Annotated in this window: 14 protein-coding genes; 2 read left to right on the top strand and 12 right to left on the bottom strand. The window is 68.5% G+C overall.

Annotated elements, in window-relative coordinates:
- Nucleotide 1 precedes the first annotated feature (1 nt).
- The 11 genes from cas1 to cas6 form a co-directional block, all read right to left on the bottom strand.
- On the bottom strand, nt 2–2,554 hold the full coding sequence (gene cas1, locus Q1L59_RS09385) for a CRISPR-associated endonuclease Cas1 (protein WP_300331302.1): 2,553 nt from the start codon (nt 2,552–2,554) through the stop codon (nt 2–4).
- A 409-nt stretch (nt 2,555–2,963) separates the two neighbouring features.
- Entirely contained in the window at nt 2,964–3,473 is a 510-nt protein-coding gene (locus Q1L59_RS09380; protein WP_300331300.1) for a hypothetical protein, read from the bottom strand.
- 99 nt (nt 3,474–3,572) lie between these two features.
- Complete coding sequence (locus tag Q1L59_RS09375; RefSeq protein ID WP_300331297.1) at nt 3,573–4,040, bottom strand: hypothetical protein; 468 nt, start codon at nt 4,038–4,040, stop codon at nt 3,573–3,575.
- 107 nt (nt 4,041–4,147) lie between these two features.
- Complete coding sequence (locus Q1L59_RS09370) at nt 4,148–5,035, bottom strand: hypothetical protein (protein ID WP_300331296.1); 888 nt, start codon at nt 5,033–5,035, stop codon at nt 4,148–4,150.
- Nucleotides 5,032–6,018, bottom strand: a complete 987-nt coding sequence (cmr6, locus tag Q1L59_RS09365; protein ID WP_300331294.1) for a type III-B CRISPR module RAMP protein Cmr6 — start codon at nt 6,016–6,018, stop codon at nt 5,032–5,034. The genes Q1L59_RS09370 and cmr6 overlap by 4 nt, the downstream gene beginning before the upstream one ends.
- Nucleotides 6,006–6,482, bottom strand: a complete 477-nt coding sequence (locus Q1L59_RS09360; RefSeq protein WP_300331293.1) for a type III-B CRISPR module-associated protein Cmr5 — start codon at nt 6,480–6,482, stop codon at nt 6,006–6,008. The genes cmr6 and Q1L59_RS09360 overlap by 13 nt, the downstream gene beginning before the upstream one ends.
- The gene (gene cmr4, locus Q1L59_RS09355) at nt 6,479–7,513 is read right to left on the bottom strand and encodes a type III-B CRISPR module RAMP protein Cmr4 (protein ID WP_300331291.1); all 1,035 of its coding nucleotides are present in this window, start codon (nt 7,511–7,513) and stop codon (nt 6,479–6,481) included. Before cmr4 ends, Q1L59_RS09360 begins: the two co-directional genes overlap by 4 nt.
- Nucleotides 7,507–8,820 carry a type III-B CRISPR module-associated Cmr3 family protein gene (locus tag Q1L59_RS09350; RefSeq protein ID WP_300331290.1) on the bottom strand — a complete coding sequence of 438 codons (1,314 nt, stop codon included), beginning with the start codon at nt 8,818–8,820 and terminating at the stop codon, nt 7,507–7,509. Before Q1L59_RS09350 ends, cmr4 begins: the two co-directional genes overlap by 7 nt.
- Nucleotides 8,820–10,685 (bottom strand): type III-B CRISPR-associated protein Cas10/Cmr2, encoded by a 1,866-nt coding sequence (locus tag Q1L59_RS09345; protein WP_300331288.1) that lies wholly within the window; start codon nt 10,683–10,685, stop codon nt 8,820–8,822. The genes Q1L59_RS09350 and Q1L59_RS09345 overlap by 1 nt, the downstream gene beginning before the upstream one ends.
- Nucleotides 10,682–12,283, bottom strand: coding sequence for an RAMP superfamily CRISPR-associated protein (locus Q1L59_RS09340; protein WP_300331286.1), 1,602 nt, complete (start codon nt 12,281–12,283; stop codon nt 10,682–10,684). The genes Q1L59_RS09345 and Q1L59_RS09340 overlap by 4 nt, the downstream gene beginning before the upstream one ends.
- Nucleotides 12,284–12,312: 29 nt before the next feature.
- Nucleotides 12,313–13,212, bottom strand: coding sequence for a CRISPR system precrRNA processing endoribonuclease RAMP protein Cas6 (cas6, locus tag Q1L59_RS09335; RefSeq protein WP_300331284.1), 900 nt, complete (start codon nt 13,210–13,212; stop codon nt 12,313–12,315).
- A gap of 366 nt (nt 13,213–13,578) precedes the next feature.
- Here cas6 and groES point away from each other — a divergent pair, with 366 nt between their 5' ends.
- On the top strand, nt 13,579–13,869 hold the full coding sequence (gene groES / locus Q1L59_RS09330; protein ID WP_300331282.1) for a co-chaperone GroES: 291 nt from the start codon (nt 13,579–13,581) through the stop codon (nt 13,867–13,869).
- Between the two features lie 80 nt (nt 13,870–13,949).
- Nucleotides 13,950–15,602, top strand: coding sequence for a chaperonin GroEL (gene groL / locus Q1L59_RS09325; protein WP_300331280.1), 1,653 nt, complete (start codon nt 13,950–13,952; stop codon nt 15,600–15,602).
- Between the two features lie 245 nt (nt 15,603–15,847).
- On the opposite strand, the gene Q1L59_RS09320 is transcribed toward groL, so the two are convergent.
- Nucleotides 15,848–17,740 carry a SurA N-terminal domain-containing protein gene (locus Q1L59_RS09320; RefSeq protein WP_300331278.1) on the bottom strand — a complete coding sequence of 631 codons (1,893 nt, stop codon included), beginning with the start codon at nt 17,738–17,740 and terminating at the stop codon, nt 15,848–15,850.
- Between the last annotated feature and the right edge of the window lie 30 nt (nt 17,741–17,770).

Raw genomic sequence — 17,770 nt, 5'->3', positions numbered from 1 at the left:
GTCAGCGGGCCACGAACGGCCGATACGCCGGCGCGGCGCCCTGCAAGACATCGATCCAGTGCGCCACCTGGGCGCGCATCGCGCGCCGGAAATCCCGCGCCGGCGCCGCTGCCGCCTCGCGGGAAGGTGCCGGTTCCGCTGCCCGCGCCGCTGCCCGAGCCGCTGCCGCTGCCGCTGCCGCTGCCGCTCCCGGTATCGCTGCTGCTGCCGCACCCGGCGCTAGCGTATCCAAGCGCGTGTCCGTCGTGGGCGCCTCCTCCGGATGCTCGGCGATCGGCACCAACCGATGCCCGTCCACCGGCTCCAGCGGCTCCAGCGGCTGCGCCGTCGCCGCGATCGCCGAACCGTCCCCTGCCCTCTGCGTCACCGTACCCTGGAAGCGGCCTTCGAGCGCTGCCAGATACACCTTGCGCAGGCTGAGCCCGATGCGGCAGGTCTCGCCCTCGCCGGCCGACGAAAAGTCGTCGTCGCGGATATCGCCGTGGCACAACAGATTGAGCACCACCGCATCGACGGTGAGCGCGCGGAACTCCTCCATCAGATCGGAGACGAGCGCCGGATGCCCGTCGCGCAGCGCGTGCAGGCAGCCGAAAAAGGGATCGAGGCCGCGCTCGACGATGAGCGTCAGCAGATTCTGGAAGAGAACCGCGTAGCCATAGGAGAGCAGCGCATTCACCGGATCGCTCGCCGGCTGCCGACGGCGTCCGGGAAACGGCCAACGGCTGGGCAGCAGGCCGGCGAAGGAGGCGAAATACGCCCGCGCCGCGGCGCCTTCGACCCCGCGCAGCGCATTCAGATCGTCCGCCCGCAGCGCGCTGCGCTGCAGCTCGCGCAAGTCGGCATCGGCCGGGCAGCGGCCGCCGGGGCGGAAGCGATAATGTCGGCGCAGCAGCAAGCGGCCGTTGGCGATCTTGCCGGCGACGATGGCACGCGCCGCCGCCAGGCAGAAGGCGGGGTCCTCACCGCGCCGATACTGCCAGCGGCGCAGTTCGGCCCGGCTGTCGGCGGTGCTGAGCAACATCCCCGGCGGCTCGCCGGCCGTCCCGTTGAGCACGAAAGTCGCCCCGCGCGCGAGCAGCGTGCGCAAGACGGCAAAGCTCACCGCCCCTTCGTCGGCGGCGAACACCTGGTCCACCTTCTCCAGCGGAACACCGAGCAACTCCTCGCTGTTCTTGACGACCACGATGCGTCCGCCGTCGAGGCGCAGATAGGCGCCCGGTTCGGCCAGATAGAGCGTGCGCAGCAAAGGCGGCGGCGCCTCGTCGTAGCGCACGCCGCGCGGCGAGCGCGACGAGCGCAAGGCACGCGCCGGCAGGCGTGCCGACGAGGCCGACGACGCTGCGGACACCGCGGATGCAGTAGACGCCGACGGTCGCCGGGCCGGCGATAGCGGGCGATCAGCGGGCGGCGCCGCAGGGCGAAGCGCCGGCGCGACCGCAGGCAAGGCCGGCGAGGTCGGATCGGCATTCACCGGCGACGCGGCGTCGGCGTCGGCGTCGGCGTCGGCGTCGATTTCCGACTCGGCGTCCGCATCAGCCTTGATGTCGGCCTCGGCTGCGCTCGCCCGGCCGCCAGCGACCGGCGTTTCGCCCACCGCCACGTCCGCTGCCCCACCCAATGCCTGAGCGCCGACGAGCGCCGCCGGCGCTGCCTTGCCTTGCCGACGCAGATGCGGCATCAGCAGCCAGGCTTCGGCGGCCGGATCGACGGCCTGCTGGTCGTGCGCGGTGAAATGCACGCCGAGGAAGTTCACCCCCTGGCCGAAAAGCGCGATGCGCGTCTTGGCGAAATTCAGTTCCAGCCCGGCGCCGGTCAACCAGTTCGCCGCCGCTTCCAGCGCCCGCTCGGCGCTATCGCTGTCGGCGCAGAGGATGACGAAATCGTCGGCATAGCGCACCAGATGCCAGTCTGCGTGCGCTGCGATGGCCTCGTCGAAGCCGTCGAGATAGAGATTGGCGAGCAGCGGCGAAAGCGGCGAGCCCTGGCTGATGCCCTGCAGGCGGCGAAAACAGAGGTCGCCCGTCTGCACCGGCGCCGCCAGCCACTGGCGGACGAGCGGCAGGAGACTGCGGTCGGGTACCAGCGCGGCCAGCCGGGCGACCAGTTCGAGGTGCGGAATGTGGTCGAAAAAGTCGCTGATGTCGGCGTCGACGACATAGGCCAGGCCCATGTCACGCAGTTGCACCACGCGCGCGACGGCATCGCGCACCGAACGGCCGGGCCGAAAGGCAAAGCTTTCGTCTTCGAAGGTCGGATCGAGGAGCGGCCCGAGAACGAGCGCTGCCGCCGTCTGCAGAACGCGGTCGCGGATCGTCGGCACGGCCAGCCGGCGCGGCGCCCGGCCCGCCCGCGGCAACTCGACGCGCCGCAGCGGCGCCGGCGCATAGCGCCCATCGCGCACCTGATCGCGCAGACGACCGATGTGGATCAGCGCATTGCGACCGAATTCGTCGATATCCATCCCATCGACGCCGGGCGCGCCGCCATTGTGCCGGACACGCGTCCACGCGCGCGTCAGCGTATCGTCGGAAAGCAGTTCGTCGAGCAGGGCCATGACCGGAATCTCCTCGTCACATGAAAGGAACGCCCGACCGCCTAGCCGGGCCACGCTGGCCAGCAAGGGCCGCCTGATCGCAGCGCCCGCTGGCTCCTTGTTAATCCCCTTCAGGAAATCGGGGAGGGAAAACACGCCGGGGATCACTTCGGGGCGTGGCGCATAGTCTTAATCCCCTTCAGGAAATCGGGGAGGGAAAACCGCAGTGATGGCTGTGGCGGCAACGTCCATCATCAAGTCTTAATCCCCTTCAGGAAATCGGGGAGGGAAAACCTGTAGCGCTGGAAAGCCGCTGCTGGCAAGGGTTTCAGGGGGCAAGATCGGCGCCCTGGGCGGGAATATTGCTCTGGCATGCTCGGCGAAGCTCCGAAACGTCATTTTCTCGTTTGTCTTCAGTCGGCTGCGTCGATCATGTGGAGCGCTTTCGCGATTTGACCGGAACGGACAGGCAGCGGACGTTCCGCCGGAGCACAGGAAGCCGGTTTTTGCCTTCGGCCGACCGACTTTCGCAGCGTGTGGGCCGCCCGACGAGGCGCCGGGAGGGCGGATGGAACCGACGAAGGCATGGCTTGACCGACGCCCCCAAGCCGCCGCCCGTGACCGCGATCCGATCAACGTCCGACATCGATCGATCAACCTCCAGCATTGATCGATCAACCTCCAGCATTGATCGATCAACCTCCAGCATTGATCGATCAACCTCCAGCATTGATCGATCAACCTCCAGCATTGATCGATCAACCTCCAGCATTGATCGATCGACCTCCAGCATTGATCGATCGACCTCCCGCATTGATCGATCAACCTCCGGCATTGATCGATCAACCTCCGGCATTGATCGATCGACCTCCGACATTGATCGATCAACCTCCGACATTGATCGATCGACCTCCAGCATTGATCGATCGACCTCCGGCATTGATCTTTCCTTCCCGCATCGGGATTGCCCGCCCGCCGCCGGGCGGCCGGGACGGGCGGCGAAGCGCCGGCCGGCAGAGCGTCGGGCGGCGCGGGGGGGTCATTGACCTTCGCCGCTCTTGCGATTGCGCCGCGAGAAGCGCCGGCCGAGGTCGTCGAGGCTTTCTTCCAGCGCGCCGGTGGCGACGTTGTGCGTTTTGGCGTACTGGTAGACGAGCAGCGCGCTGACGTAGGCTTCGCTGCCGGCGGCGAAGTAGGTGTTGTCGATGCGACCCAACAGGGCTTCGACCGCGTTGCGCAGCGGGTAGAGGCTTTCGACGAGTTCGACGTCGGCGCGTAATTCGTCCAGGTCGAGGCTGCGCGGCAGGATTTCGGGGTGGTTCTCGGCGATGGCCAGCGCTTTGACGACGAAGCTGCGGTTCTTGTCGCCGAACTTGGCCATCGAGTTGCGTTCGTCGGCGCTGAGGTCGATCAGGAAGGGCAGTGCATCGTTCAGGCTGGCCAGTGCGGCGAGAGCCTGGCGGCGTTGTTCGTCGCTCAGCGTGGCGTTGATGCGGTTGACGGGCATGGCTTTTCTCCTTTTCGCAGAGGGTGGATGAGTTTGCGCAAATGGCCTTGAACTATTGTGGCATTTGCCGCCCGTCGTCAATCTGGCGGGGGCCGCCAGCGCCCGCTTCAGACTGCGGCCGGCGGTTCAGCGGCGGAGACGATGTTGAAGCTGCGCACCTCTTTTTCGCCTTCGGTATCGACGTACTGGAACTCGATCTCCGGGTGTTCGACGGTGACGATGGCGGCGACGATGCTGACGACTTTCGTGCCGCCGGTGACATCGAGCATGATTTCGCTTTTGCGCGCCGCTTCGCCGGCGATGATTTCGCGGTAGCAATCGAGCAACTCGTCGAGCGCGTCGAAGCTCGCCTCGCGTTCGTCGATGGCGATCGCGTCCAGGCTGGGGAAGTAGTGGCGGATCATCTGCCGGCAAAGCGACAGCGTGGCGAAGCTGCCGCGCGCGCCGGGCGAGCCGACGAGGACGATCCGTTGCAGGCGATCGGCATGCGGCGCGATGGCGCGCAGCAACTGCTCCCAGGCGAAACTGGGCAGCGTCTCGCCGTCGCCGGGTGCGGCGAGCCTGGCCATTTCGGCGAGCGCTTCCGGCAGCGTCGGCGGCAGCGGCCAGGTCTTGCCGCCGGGGCCGCCGACCAGCTCGCTGGGCGACCATTGCCAGCGCGGCGTCGACACCGGAAGGACGAGGACGGCGCGCGGCCGGACGCGGCCGGGGCGGCCGATGCGGCGCACTTCGACCGGCAGCAGGCGCCGCCCTTGCCGGTAGAGGAAGCCGATGCCGAGCGCAGCGAGGCCGATCATGCCGCCGACGACGCAGGAAAAGGCGGTGTCGCCATACTTGAGCTTGCCGCCCGGCCACCAGGGGAAGAGTTCGTCGCCCTTGAGGCCGTCGGCGATCCAGCTTTCGAGCAGGATGACGGCGAAGGCGACGCCGGCCAGGGCGATTTTGAGGGCAAGCGAGGCGGGCCGCGCGGCGGGCGGCGGTGGCGAGGCGTTCATACTCGGTCTGCCGAGGGGGAGGGGTTGAGGAGAAAGTGGCCATAGCCGGAACTGCGCTTGCCGCCGATGCCGCGCTGCTCCAGGCCGCCGGCGAGCAGGCGGCAGGCCAGGCGCGTCCACGCCGGGTCGCCTTCGATGACGAAACGGAAGCGGCCGCTGACGGCGATCTGCGGCGCCGGCACCGGCGCGTCGAAGTCGGTGGCGTCCTGCTTGCCGGCGCTGCCGTAGTAGCCGGCGTGATGGCCGGTGACGACTTCGGCGACGAGCGGCGGCGCCTTGCCGGCCGGGTTCCACCAGGCGTCGTGGAAGATGACGCCGCCGATTTCGCTGTCGATTCCGGCTTCGGCCGGGTCGGCGTCGGCGGCGTCGGCGGCGGCGTCGCGCGCGTCGTTTGCCGCGCGCGGCCGGCGGTCGTCGCCGAAAAGGTAGCGGCGGGCTTCGCGCTGCGCCAGCCATTCGCCGGCGGCGGCGCGGCACAGTCCCTTGACCGCCGAGCCGGGAATGAACGGCATGCCGTAGGTGTGCGACAGGCTGACGCCGGTTTCCAGCGCGTTGTCGCGCGCGACGCCGATGTAGAGCCGGCCGGCGAGCGGCGCGTCGAGGACGGCGAAGCGCCGGTCGTCGGCGGTCAGGTCGCACCAGCGGGCGTAGGCGGCCGCGTAGAGCGCGCCGCCGCGCGCCGCGTTCGCGGCGGCGACGACGGCGGCGATGTGCCGGGCTTTGCATTCGCCGGCGGCGGGCTGGCCGGTTCCGCCGCTTCCGCCGCTTCCGCCGCTTCCGCCGCTTCCGCCGCTTCCGTTGCTCCCGTCGCTTCCGTCGCTCCCGCCGCTCCCGGCCGCGCTCGTCTGCGTAGTCGGCAGTGCGACCAGCCCGCGCGCGAGGAGCAGGCCGCAGTGCGGCTGGTGTTGGCGCAACGCGGCGAAGTCGCGGTCGGCCAGCAGCGGCTGCAAGGCAGCGCGGCAGAGCGGGATCATGGCGTCCATGGCGCCTCCTGCGCGGTCGGCGCGCCGTTCCCGGCGTCGGCGCTCGCGCCGAGATAGGCTTGCCCGAAGCGCTTGAGCCAGCCGGCGGCGTCGAGTACCTGGCGGGTGAGTTGCCGGTAGGCGGGCAGTGGGGCGGCGATCGCCTGTTGCTGCAGCGCCTCGCCGTCGCTCGCGCCGACGACGACGGCGAGATCGTTCAGATAGCGCCGGTAGGCGTTGTCGGCGCCGCCGGCGTCGCCCGCCTTGGCGCGCAGGAAGCCGAGCGCCTGCGCCAATCCGGCCTGCATGACGAGGACCGGGAACTGGTCGGCGCGCGCTTTGTATTGGGCGCGTGAAAAGCCGGCCGAGGAGCCGGCGGACGGGCGGCTCTGGCCGTCCGCCGGCCAATCGGCGGCGACGGCGCGGATTCGGGTCAGCGCCGCTTCGGCCAGGCGCTGCGCGCGCGTGCGCGGAGCGGGGCTCATCGTTTGTCCCCCCTGCCGCCGCCGGCAGCCTTGTCCGCCGCGGGCGGCAGGACGAAGCGGACGAGGCCGCGCCCGATCGTCGCCTTGCCGCCGATCTGCAGCGTCAGTGCGCCGTGCCCGTTGCCGGCCAGACCGGCGCGGAAGGCGGCGAGCGTCTGCGCGGCGGCGAGCGGCTGGCCGTCGCGCGCCGGGCCGGCGGCGATCTGGCCCCAGAGGACGGTCTCCGCCGGCAGGTTTTCTTCGTACCACAGCGCGCCGTTGTCGACGACGCCACGCGAGTCGTCGATCCGGATGCGCGCGCGTACCTCGGTCGCCGTGTCGGCGAGGAATGAGAAGTCGGCGTCGGAAATGATGGCGAAGCGTTCGCCGAGCAGCGCCTGCCATTTCTTGTCGCCGGGATGGACGCGGGCGGCGATCCGTTCGGCCCAGGCGTCGGCCCCCGGCGCGGCGCCGTGCGGGCCGGCGTTCTGGCCGCTCGCCCGCAGGTCGAGGTCTTCGAGCACGACGAGTGTGCCGGGTTTGTGCTGGGCGATGATCTTCGTGCTTTGGCAGACGAGCGCCTGCTGCTCGTCGACCGGCGGAACGGCGGGGGGTTCGCGGACGGTCGGCGCTGCGGGGACGACGCCGACTGCGCCGCCGGCGGCCGCCGCCGTCGGCGCGGCGAGCGTTTCGCGGCGCAGGTCTTCGGCGTAGCGCGCGAGGACGAAGGGGCAGGTGACGAAAGCGACGATGCCGGCCAGCGAGCGCACCGGCAGGAGCAGGAGCTGCGCGTCGCCGAAAGCCAGCGCGCCGGCGTAGGCGGCGTCGCCGGAGTCGATGCTCGGCGGTCCGAAGAGCGTCAGGAGTGTCTTCTGCTGCCGCTCGTCGGCGGCGAATTCGTCGCGCAGGACGCCTTTCAGCGCCGAGCCGGGGACGATCGGCAGGTGGGTCGCGCGGGCGCGCGCCACCGGCAGGTCGACGGCGCCGAGCGCCTGGCCGCTGCCGACGTGCAGCGCGCTCAGGGCGTGCAGGTGAAAGATCTGGGTCAGCATGCGCTTTCTTCTCCTTGTTGTTGCGGGGTTGGCCAGAGACCGGGGATGACCAGGCCGAAGCCGTCGCGGCGATCCTGTTCGTCGTCGGCGATCGGCGCCAGCCAGAGGCGTTCTGCCCAGTCGTCGGGTGGGGCGCCGATGACTTCGAACCAGTAGGTGGCGCCGGCGGGAACCGCTTTGCGGGCGGCTTTGGCGCCGGCGGTGGGGCGGCCGGCGCCGTCTCCGGCGGCGACGAGGTCCCAGCCGGAGACGGAGAGCCAGCCGTCGACGGCGGCGGCAACCAGGCGGAGCTGCAGGGCGGGGCAGGCGGGCGGGCAGCCGCAAAGATCGTCATTCAGCCAGGCGGGCCGCCAGCCGGCGGCGAAGAGCGCCGGGGTGGCGAGGCTGAGCGTCAGGCGGCGCGCGCCGGCGAGGGCGGCAAGGTGCTCGGGCGGCGCGGCGAGCACTTCGCGCGGCGCGGTGTCGAGCCACGACAGCCGCCGTTCGCCGCCAAAGGTGACCCAGCGCGGAGCGATGTCCTGGGCAAAGCGGGCGAGGAAGATCCATTGTTCGACGGTGAAGCCGTGACGGTCGGCCCGCCGGCGCGGCGAGAAGTCGAGTCCGTCGCTCTGGAAGAGGCGGCCGGGGTCGGCGGCCAGCGTGTTGCGCGCCAGTGCAACGTGCGTGCGGGTTTCGCTCGGTGGTTCGTCGTGCGCGGGGAGCGCGACGCTTGCGCCGCGTCGCCAGGCGAGCACGGTGGACAGCGGCCAGAAGCGCGGGCCAGGCTGCACCTTGCCCTTGCCGGCGCCGGGCGGCAGGAGCAGCGGGCGCAGCCCGGTCGGCAGGTCGCAGCCGCAGCCGGCCGGCAGCGCGCCGGGCTGCAGCCGCTGGTAGGCGCCGGCGCCGTGCGCGTCGGCGAGGAGCACCGCGTCGGCCGGCCGGGGCAGCATCGGCGTGATCTTTCCGGCGCAGCAGTGGGCGAGCAGCGGCCCGTGCGCGGCGAGCGCGCGCAGCGCCCGTTGTTGTTCGCGGTCGACCGTGCCCGGCCACGGCGGCGGAGCGCCGGTGTCGCCGGTATCGCCGGTATCGCCGGCGGCAGTGGCGGCGTGCGCCGCGGCGTACGCTTCGCTGCGGTCGTCGAGCACTTGCGTGCGCAGCAGGCCGGCGAGCGACGAGGGCCAGGGGAAATGCGCGGCGTCGCGGCCGCCGACGCCGAATGGCCGGCCGGAGCGGAAGACGAGCGGTGCGCGCGGGACGATCAGGTAGTCGTACATCGTCGGCGCGGTGGACGCCGGCGGGGAGTGTTCGGCGCGGGGGGTCGGGTTCATCAATGGCTTTCCAGAAAAGCGCCGATTTCGGCTGCCGAGCGGGCCGCCAACCAGCGCGCGAGGATGAGCTCGTCGCCCAGCCGGTGCAGGGCGCCGGGGTCGTCGGCGCCGGCGAGCGGGGCGAGCGCCGCCTGCCGCTCGGCCAGCCAGTTGCGCGTCGCGTCGTCGATCCGCTCGCCGCCGCCGCCCTGGCGGGCGCGCGCCAGCAGACGGAGGAATTCGCCTTCGGCGACGCCGGCTCCGGCGCCGATCGCCCGGCAGTGCAGGCCAATGGCGCGCGTGTCGAAGGCGAGGCGGCCGGGCAGCCGGTGCGCGGCGTAGGCGGCTTGCCAATGATCGAGCGCGGCGCGCCCGTGTGCGTCGGCGAAACACAGGCGCAGGCCGACTTGCGGTCCGCTGCGCAGGCTGAGCAGCAGGCCGAGCGCATTGCCGGGCGCCGCCGGGCCGCCTTCGCCCTTGGCCAGGCGCTCGGCGTCGGCGGCGCGCTGCCGGATGACGGCGAGCGGTTCGAGCACGTGGCAGATCGCCGCGCCGACGCGCAAGGTCGGCGGCGGTGCGCCGTCCGCCGGCGGCGGCAGCGCGCCGACGACTTCGGCCAGCGCCTCGGTGAAGGCGTCGTGCAGATCGAAGGCGCCGTGGACGACGCCGGCGAGCGGGAAGTAGAGCGTGAGGTCGTCGCCGCCGGCAAAGACGCACTGGCCGGCGACTTCGCGCGCGATTCCCGGCACGCGGTCGGCAAAGGCGGCGACGGCGCGGGAAATCCGCTCATGCTCTTCTGCCGAGCGGGCGCGGTCGACGAGGCGCCCCATGCGGTCGCCGTCGGCGATGACGAGCACCGCATAGGGACACGGCTGACCGTGGTCGCGCCAGATCGGGCGCAGCGTGCGGCGCAGTTCAGCGAGCGCGGCCAGCGCGGCCGGCTCGGCGCGCCGCTCCTGCTCGGCGACGGCGATGCGTTCGGGAAAGAGCAGGCCACCGTCGTAGGGGAAGTCGGCGTGCGCGGTATCGAGGGCGCCCGTCGCGAGGTTGAGCGCCGGGTCGAGCAGTTTTTTGTAGGCGGCGCAGAGCGTGCTGCGGCTTTTGTCGTCGAGTCCGCCCAGCCAGCCATGCGCGGCAAAGCGGCTGAGCGCGGTAAAGCGCTCGTTGCGCCCGACAACGCGTTTGATGCAGCCGAGCGCGTCGAGCTGCTCACCGGGAGCGACGCCGAAGCGGGCCGGGAAGCTCTCGCCGGCGGGCAGTTCCGGCAACACCGATTCGCGCAGGCCGTCGAACGAGCACTTGGGGATGCCGGCGCCCTTGTCGGACGCTGCCGGCGGGAACATCGGTGCGAAGTCGCGCGTGTGCCTGCGCGCGGCGAGCGCGCCTTTGAGCTTGTCGTAGGCGATGCGGTACGGCGTTCGCCCGTCGCCCGACGCGTCGGCGGCTTCCGCCACGCGCGCCCAGGCGGCATAGCTGTCGATCGCGTCCTCGACCTGGCGCGTCCAGAAGTCCTCGCGCAGCCTCATGCGTGCGCCGTTACTGCCGCTCTGCCAGTCGTCGAGCGCGTTGTCGGCGAAGACACGCAGATGAGCACGCGCCTCGTCCTGCGCTGCGCGCGCGAGCTCGCGCACCGCCGCCTCGTCCGCCGCGTCGACCTCCGCCAGCAGGATGTTCGACAGATTGCTGTTCTCGTCCGGCGACGCTCTGCGCACGCGCGCCGCCAGCGGATAGATGAGCTGCGCGCCGTTGTCGAGCAGATGCAGCGCCGTCGCGCGGACGAGTTCGGAGAGCAGATGGCTGCCCGCCCACAGGTCGCGACTGCGCCGCGCGGCGGCGATGAAGCCCTGCACCGGGCCGATGGCGATTTCGAGGAGCCAGGTGCTCATTGGTCTTCCTCGATACGCAGGAGTTCTTTGCCTTTGACGATGGCCGCTGCCTGAAAGAAGCCGCGGGCGATCTTGCTTCTCGCCAATGGCGAGAGTTTTTTGTGCATGTCTTCGCCCATCTCCTGCAAGGCATATGCTTCTCGGTGGTGCGGACCCACGGCCGTGACCGTACCGTTATGCGTGTTGACGGTGATGCGTGCTTTCGGCCAGCGCTCCTCCGCGCGCTCTGGAGGGCTGCCGCTCGCGCCCGACCCAGGACTTTTCGGGGCAGCAGGCGAGAATCTGCTCTGGAAGGCGGTCAGTGCGTCGGTTCTGTGTGGCGGAAGGCTGGGATCCACGGCTGCCTGCACGCTCCACCCAGGATCACTGACCTGCGGCCACCAGACGCCGCGCGCAAACTGTTTCGGAAGATGCGGATTCATCGCTCTTCCGGAATTGACAAGTTCCACGGCCATCGTCCATACGTGATCGGACGGCAAGCAGAGGAGCGCCGGGTGCCACTTGCCGGATGCCGCGCGATACGGCCGTACGATCAGCGGCGAGGCCATCCGGTCGCGCCGTTGACCGTCGACCACCGGAACGAGCTGGGTATCCTGCGGGTCGTCGTCGTCTTTGAAATGGAAGACGATCGGCAGGCCGAAAGCCGCACGCGGGAAAACGGCGCCCGCCGCGTGCCGCGGCGGATGGCGCCGCGATGGGCTGCACACGGTTCGCCGAATGGCGTCGGCTTCCGGCCATCTGCTGCGACCGGGGTCACCCCCTGCAGATTTGTCGCGGGCGACACCGGGCTGCTGACGAAAGGAGCGCAGAGCGCACACCGCCGACTGCCAGGCGGCAAGTGCCGAGTCCACCGCGGGTTGCAGAAGGAGTTGCAGCCCGAATCGGCCGACTTCGGCGCTGGAAACATAGGCAAATTCGCCGTTTGCGCTGGAAGTCACTTCGAACGCACCAAGACCGCGCCGGGTGCGAGCGCCCACTCCGCCAAAGGTGGCCCACCAGCGAAACGCCTCTTCGACACTCTTGAACTGAGCGGAATCCGCCGTGAGCTCGCGGAAGCCGAGATGGATTTCCCAGCGCAATCCCTCGCGCGCAAACCGCGCGGGCGGTTTCTTGCTCTGACCGTTGTTCACTTCTCCCTGTGCGGGGAACATGGCGTATGGCGACGCCCAGTCAAGCCATTGGACGCCGACTTTGCCGTTTGCCTTTCGTTTGTGCCGCGCACCGGCTTCCAGCACCGGCGAGGAGAGGATCGTCACCTTGACGACGACCTTGCTCACCGCCAGCGTCTTCTCGTCGCCGAGGCCGCCCCAGATCTCCCGCTCGGCGGCGAAGAGCAGAGCGCTGTCGGGTTTTCCTTCACGGCAGTACTCGGTGCGCCGACGATTGAGCAGCCGCCACCAGGCGCGCAGTTGGCCGCGGATGGCCGTGGCGCGGATCGGCATCAGGCGATCGACCACCCCCGGCTCGACGCCGCCGCCGTACATCGGGGTGAGCAAGCGGCAGGTGTAGCGCTGCCAGACGGCTGCACTGTCGTCCATGGCGCGCTGCACGTCTTGCATCAGCGCGGCGATGTCGAGTTGCGGTGCTGCTTTGGCCATCGATTCCCTCCCCTGCGGCCGTGTTCTGGTCAAGTGCCGGCAGCGCCGGCCGGCCCGCCGGCGGCGTCGCTTCCGAGAATCCGGTAGGCGCCGAAGCCGAAAGCGCTCTTGCCGCCGATCTGCACGTGCTGCCCGGCGAGCAGCCAGGGCAGCGTCGAGTCGAGTTCGCCGGCAAAACGCAACCGGCCGAGCAGTCCGCCGAAATGCATTTGGCTATGGGTGCGCGCCGAGCGGCGGGCGATTTCGCTCCAGCGCAGCGCGGCGTCGGTCAGTCGCACGTCCTGCGCGGCGGCCAGGAGTTGCGCCCGCTCGTCGGCGGTAAACGGCGCCCGGCCGCCGGTGACGTGCGCCAGTTGTTCGAGGCGACCGATCAGGCGGTGCAGGAGCTGCGCGTAACTGGGTGCCTGGCGGACGATTTCGCCGCCTTCCTTGATGCGCAAGGGGGTGAGCAGCGTGAGCTCGATCGCCGCTGGGGCGGGGCGCGCCGGCAGCCAGTCGCAGAAGTCTGTCGTCGGCGGCGGCCGGGTGAAGCCGTCGGCGGCAGTGAAGTATTCGATGTCGCCGAGCGGCGTTCGCACGGCGGCGTGCGTCAGCCGGTAATGCCCGGCCGGGTCGATTCCGCTTTCGCCGAGTTGGGCGATGGCCTGCGTGCAGGCACAGACATGTTCGCCGGCACGGCCGAAGAGCGAGAGTTCGAGGGTCAGCCGGCTGCCGCTCGGGTAGGTCTCGCCGGGCTCCGGGCGCAGGCTGTGCAGGCGGGTTTCCGCCTGGCCGCCGTAGAGCAGGTGAAACGCTTCCGGAAAGCGGCGGGCGAGCGCCTGGCCGAAGCCGCCATGCCAGACGCTGCCGGAGAAAGCGGGGAAGCGCAGGCCGTCGGAAACGAGCTGCAGGCGGAGGGAAACGAGCGTGATCGAGGGCTCGGAGCGCATGTGAAGGGTCTGATATAAAGCTGCACGGGGGCGCGGGGAAAGTCGCATTATGTCCGCGAATGGCAGCAAACGCGAGTTCGCAAAACGGGATTTCGCTGCCGCGCGCGCGGCGCACCGCCGAAGGTTGCGGCGACTGGGCGAGGAGCCACACGGCTTGACGCCGCGCCGTCCAGCATCCCCCTTCCCGCCCATCGGGGTCCTGGGCGCGCACGCGCGCAGACTGGGTCTTGAAATAATGTGCCACCGGCCCTATTATTAGCACTCGTTAGCCGCGAGTGCTAATAGCCCGGCATCGACAGCCTCTGCAGACTCTGCGGAGACCTTGCGCAAATTCGTTATGTGTCTGAAAAACCTAGGAGAGACTTTATGAAGATTCGTCCGTTGCATGATCGCGTGATCGTCAAACGTCTGGAAGAAGAGCGCCGGACCGCTTCCGGTATCGTCATCCCGGATACCGCCGCCGAGAAACCCGACCAGGGTGAAGTTCGCGCCGTTGGCAATGGCAAGATCCTCGAAGACGGTAGCGTCCGCGCCCTCGCCGTCAAGGTCGGCGACCGCGTCCTGTTCGGCAAGTATGCCGGCCAGACCGTCAAGGTCGAAGGCGACGAACTGCTGGTCATGCGTGAAGAAGACATCATGGGTGTGATCGAGCCCTGAGGCGCTCGACGCGTCCCGCTCGAACACCCGGCATTTCCACGTTTTCCATCCAAACCAACAATCAATCAGGAGTTATCTCTATGGCAGCAAAAGACGTCAAGTTTGGCGACAGCGCCCGTGCCCGCATGGTCGAGGGTGTCAACATCCTCTCCGATGCGGTCAAGATCACCCTCGGTCCGAAAGGCCGCAACGTGGTTCTCGAACGCTCCTACGGCGCACCGACGGTGACCAAGGACGGCGTTTCGGTCGCCAAGGAAATCGAACTGAAGGACAAGTTCGCCAACATGGGCGCGCAGATGCTCAAGGAAGTCGCTTCGAAGACCTCCGACATCGCGGGTGACGGAACGACGACGGCCACCGTCCTTGCCCAGTCGATCGTTCGCGAAGGCATGAAGTACGTCGCCGCCGGTATGAATCCGATGGATCTCAAGCGCGGCATCGACAAGGCCGTCGTGGCCACCGTCGAAGAGCTGAAGAAGCTCTCCAAGCCCTGCTCGACGAGCAAGGAAATCGCCCAGGTCGGCGCCATTTCGGCCAATGCCGACGAGGCGATCGGCGACATCATCGCGAAAGCGATGGACAAGGTCGGCAAGGAAGGCGTGATCACCGTCGAAGACGGCAAGTCGCTGAACAACGAACTCGACGTGGTCGAAGGGATGCAGTTCGACCGCGGCTATCTGAGCCCCTACTTCATCAACAACAACGACAAGCAGAACGCCATTCTCGAGAATCCCTTCGTGCTCATCTTCGACAAGAAGATCTCGAACATCCGCGACCTGCTGCCCGTCCTCGAACAGGTGGCGAAGAACAGCCGCCCGCTGCTGATCGTGGCCGAAGACGTCGACGGCGAAGCGCTGGCGACGCTGGTGGTGAACAACATCCGCGGCATCCTGAAGACCTGTGCGGTGAAGGCGCCCGGCTTCGGTGACCGGCGCAAGGCGATGCTGGAAGACATCGCCATCCTGACCGGCGGCCAGGTGATCGCCGAAGAAGTCGGTCTGACGCTCGAAAAAGCGACGCTGAACGACCTCGGTCAGGCCAAGCGCATCGAAATCGGCAAGGAGAATACGACGATCATCGACGGAGCCGGTTCGAGCGCTGCGATCGAAGCGCGCGTCAAGCAAATCCGCGCCCAGATCGATACGGCGACGAGCGACTACGACAAGGAAAAGCTGCAGGAACGTGTCGCCAAGCTGGCCGGCGGCGTCGCGCTGATCAAGGTCGGTGCCGCGACGGAAGTCGAAATGAAGGAGAAGAAGGCGCGCGTCGAAGATGCGCTGCACGCCACCCGTGCGGCCGTCGAGGAAGGGATCGTCGCCGGTGGCGGTGTTGCGCTGTTGCGCGCGCGCGCCGGAATGGCCGGTCTGAAGGGCGACAACCACGACCAGGACGCCGGTATCAAGATCGTCCTGCGCGCGATGGAGCAGCCGCTGCGTGAAATCGTCGCCAACGCCGGCGACGAGCCTTCGGTCGTCGTCAACGCGGTGACCAACGGTACCGGCAACTACGGCTACAACGCGGCCACCGGCGAGTACGGCGATCTGGTCGAAATGGGTGTTCTCGATCCGACCAAGGTGACGCGTACGGCGCTGCAGAACGCCGCTTCGATCGCTGGCCTGATGCTCACCACCGACTGCATGGTCGCCGAGCTGGCCGAGGAAAAGCCGCCGATGGGTCCTGGCGGTATGGGCGGTATGGGCGGTATGGGTGGCATGGGCGGCATGGATATGTAATCGGCCGCCGGCGGGGCCGCAGCTCATCGGCTGCGGCCGCAGGCCGTCACAGCAAGAGAAAAACCCCGCCAGTGCGGGGTTTTTCTTTGGCCTTGCGGCGCCGCGCTTGGCGACGGACCTGCTCGGATTCCCCTGCGCGTCGCGTCCGGTTCGGCGAGATGGGCGGTCGCCGCCACGTGGGTCTGCCGGCGCGAAATGCTCGCGCCACCCGACTCCGAAAACGATCAGCGATCAGCGATCAGCGATCAGCGATCCTTGCTTTCCAGCATTGCCTTGTTGATGTCGATCTTGTAGCGCGTACGCAGACCGGCCAGGTAGGCATGGAACTCCTCCTGCCCAAGCAGCGCAGCGTACTCGCGGCGCACGGCCTGTCGCCGCTGCTCGTCGGTGGTGTCCGGGTGGCTCACCTTGATGAGCTTGTAGAGCGTGTAGCCGCCGCTGCCCGGGCTGCCGACATACGCCGGCAGCTTGCTGGCGTCGCTACGGAAAATCGCTTTCAGCGCCTCCTGCGAGACCTGTCGCGCGTCGTTCCGCCCGATGCTGCGCACCGTCGACCACGGCAGCTTGTCGTCACCCGCGCGCAACTCGGCGAGCCTGCTTTCGCCCGTCTTGCGCGCCAGGGCGGCCGCTTCCTCGGCGCGCAGCGTGCTTTCGATGTCGCCCTTGACTTCAGCAAACGGCCGCAGGCTGGCCGGCCTGTGCTCGACGACACGCGCCGCCAGCAGGCGGTTCGGGGCAATCTCGACGGCTTCGGTGTTACGCTTGTTCTTCAGCGAATCGTCGGCAAACAGCGCGGTCAGCAGCTTGGTATTGCCCAGCGGACCGAGCGCAGCGATCGCCTCGGGGCTGGCATTGCGCGGCAGCCACGCCGATTGCTCGATCTTCAGCTTGAACTTGTCGGCTACCGGCTGCAGGCTGTCGGCCTGCTCATAGACCATGTTGCTGAACGACTCGGCAGCCTCGGCAAACTGCCGCGACGCCGCCTGTCGCTTCAGCTCGTCTTCGATTTCACCGCGCACTTCGTTCAAGGCCCGCAGCTTGCCCGGCTTGACGCCTGTCCGGCGGATGATGTGGTAGCCGAAATCGGACTCGACGAGCTGCGAAATCTCGTTTTCGCGCAACGCAAAAGCGGCGTCTTCAAAGGGTTTGACCATCATCCCGCGGGCAAAGAAACCCAGGTCGCCGCCCTTTTCGGCCGAACCCGGATCCTGCGAGTGCTGCCGGGCAAGTTCGGCAAAGCGCTCCGGTGTCTTCTGCACTTCTTTCAGCAGTTCCTCGGCCTTGGCTTTCGCTTTCGCCTTGTCGCCTTCGCCGGTCAGCAGGATATGGCTGGCGCGCCTTTCCTCGGCCTGCTGGTAGCGCTCCTTGTGTCCCTGATACCAGGCGCTCACTTCGCTCTCGCTGACGACAGTCTGCGCGAGCAGCGAATCGAGCGAAAGAACCACATACTCGGCACGTGCCTGCTCGGCAGTCTCGAAGCGTTTCGGATTCTCATCGTAGAACTTCTGCACCGCCGCCGGATCTATTTTCACCTGCGCGGCGAATTGCTCCGCGCTGATCCGCCATTCGGCAATGTGCCGCTCTTCACTTTGCAGGCGGAGGAGCGCCTCACCGACTTCGCTGCCGACGATCGCCGTATCGCCGATCGCGCCGATCAGTTGCTGCAGCGTCAGGTCCTGCCGCAACTGCGCCTCGAATTGCGCCTGCGACATGCCCTGCGCGGCCAGCGCCGACTGATAGCGCGTCAGCGAAAACTGGCCGTTTTCCTGCAGCGCCGGGATGCGGCCGATCACCTCGCGCAGCATCTCGTCGCCGGTCACCAGATGGTTCTTCGTCGCCTCGAGCAGCAGCAGGCGCTGATCGATCAGTGCGTCGAGCACGGCCAGCCTGGCTTCGGGCGTATTCATCGCCTCCGGCCGGTAGTTGGCGCCGAGAAGCTGTCGCATCCTGTCCTGTTGGGCGCGCCAAGCCTGGTCGAAGCTGTGCAAGGTGATCTTCGAATCGCCAACGCTGGCCAGATCGCTCCCCGCCCCGACGTTACGCACGTACGAATCGACCCCCCAGAACGCGAACGGCAGCGTGATCAAGGCGAGAAATATCTGAACTGCTCTCTTGTTGTTGCGGACGGAGTCGAACATGTGCAGGCTCGCGATCTGATTCAGCGAAAA

Origin of the sequence: Accumulibacter sp., assembly GCF_029255125.1 — a bacterium.
GTDB lineage: Bacteria > Pseudomonadota > Gammaproteobacteria > Burkholderiales > Rhodocyclaceae > Accumulibacter.
The sequence above is the reverse complement of the archived record's forward strand: the minus strand, read 5'-3'. Positions and strand labels throughout refer to the sequence as shown.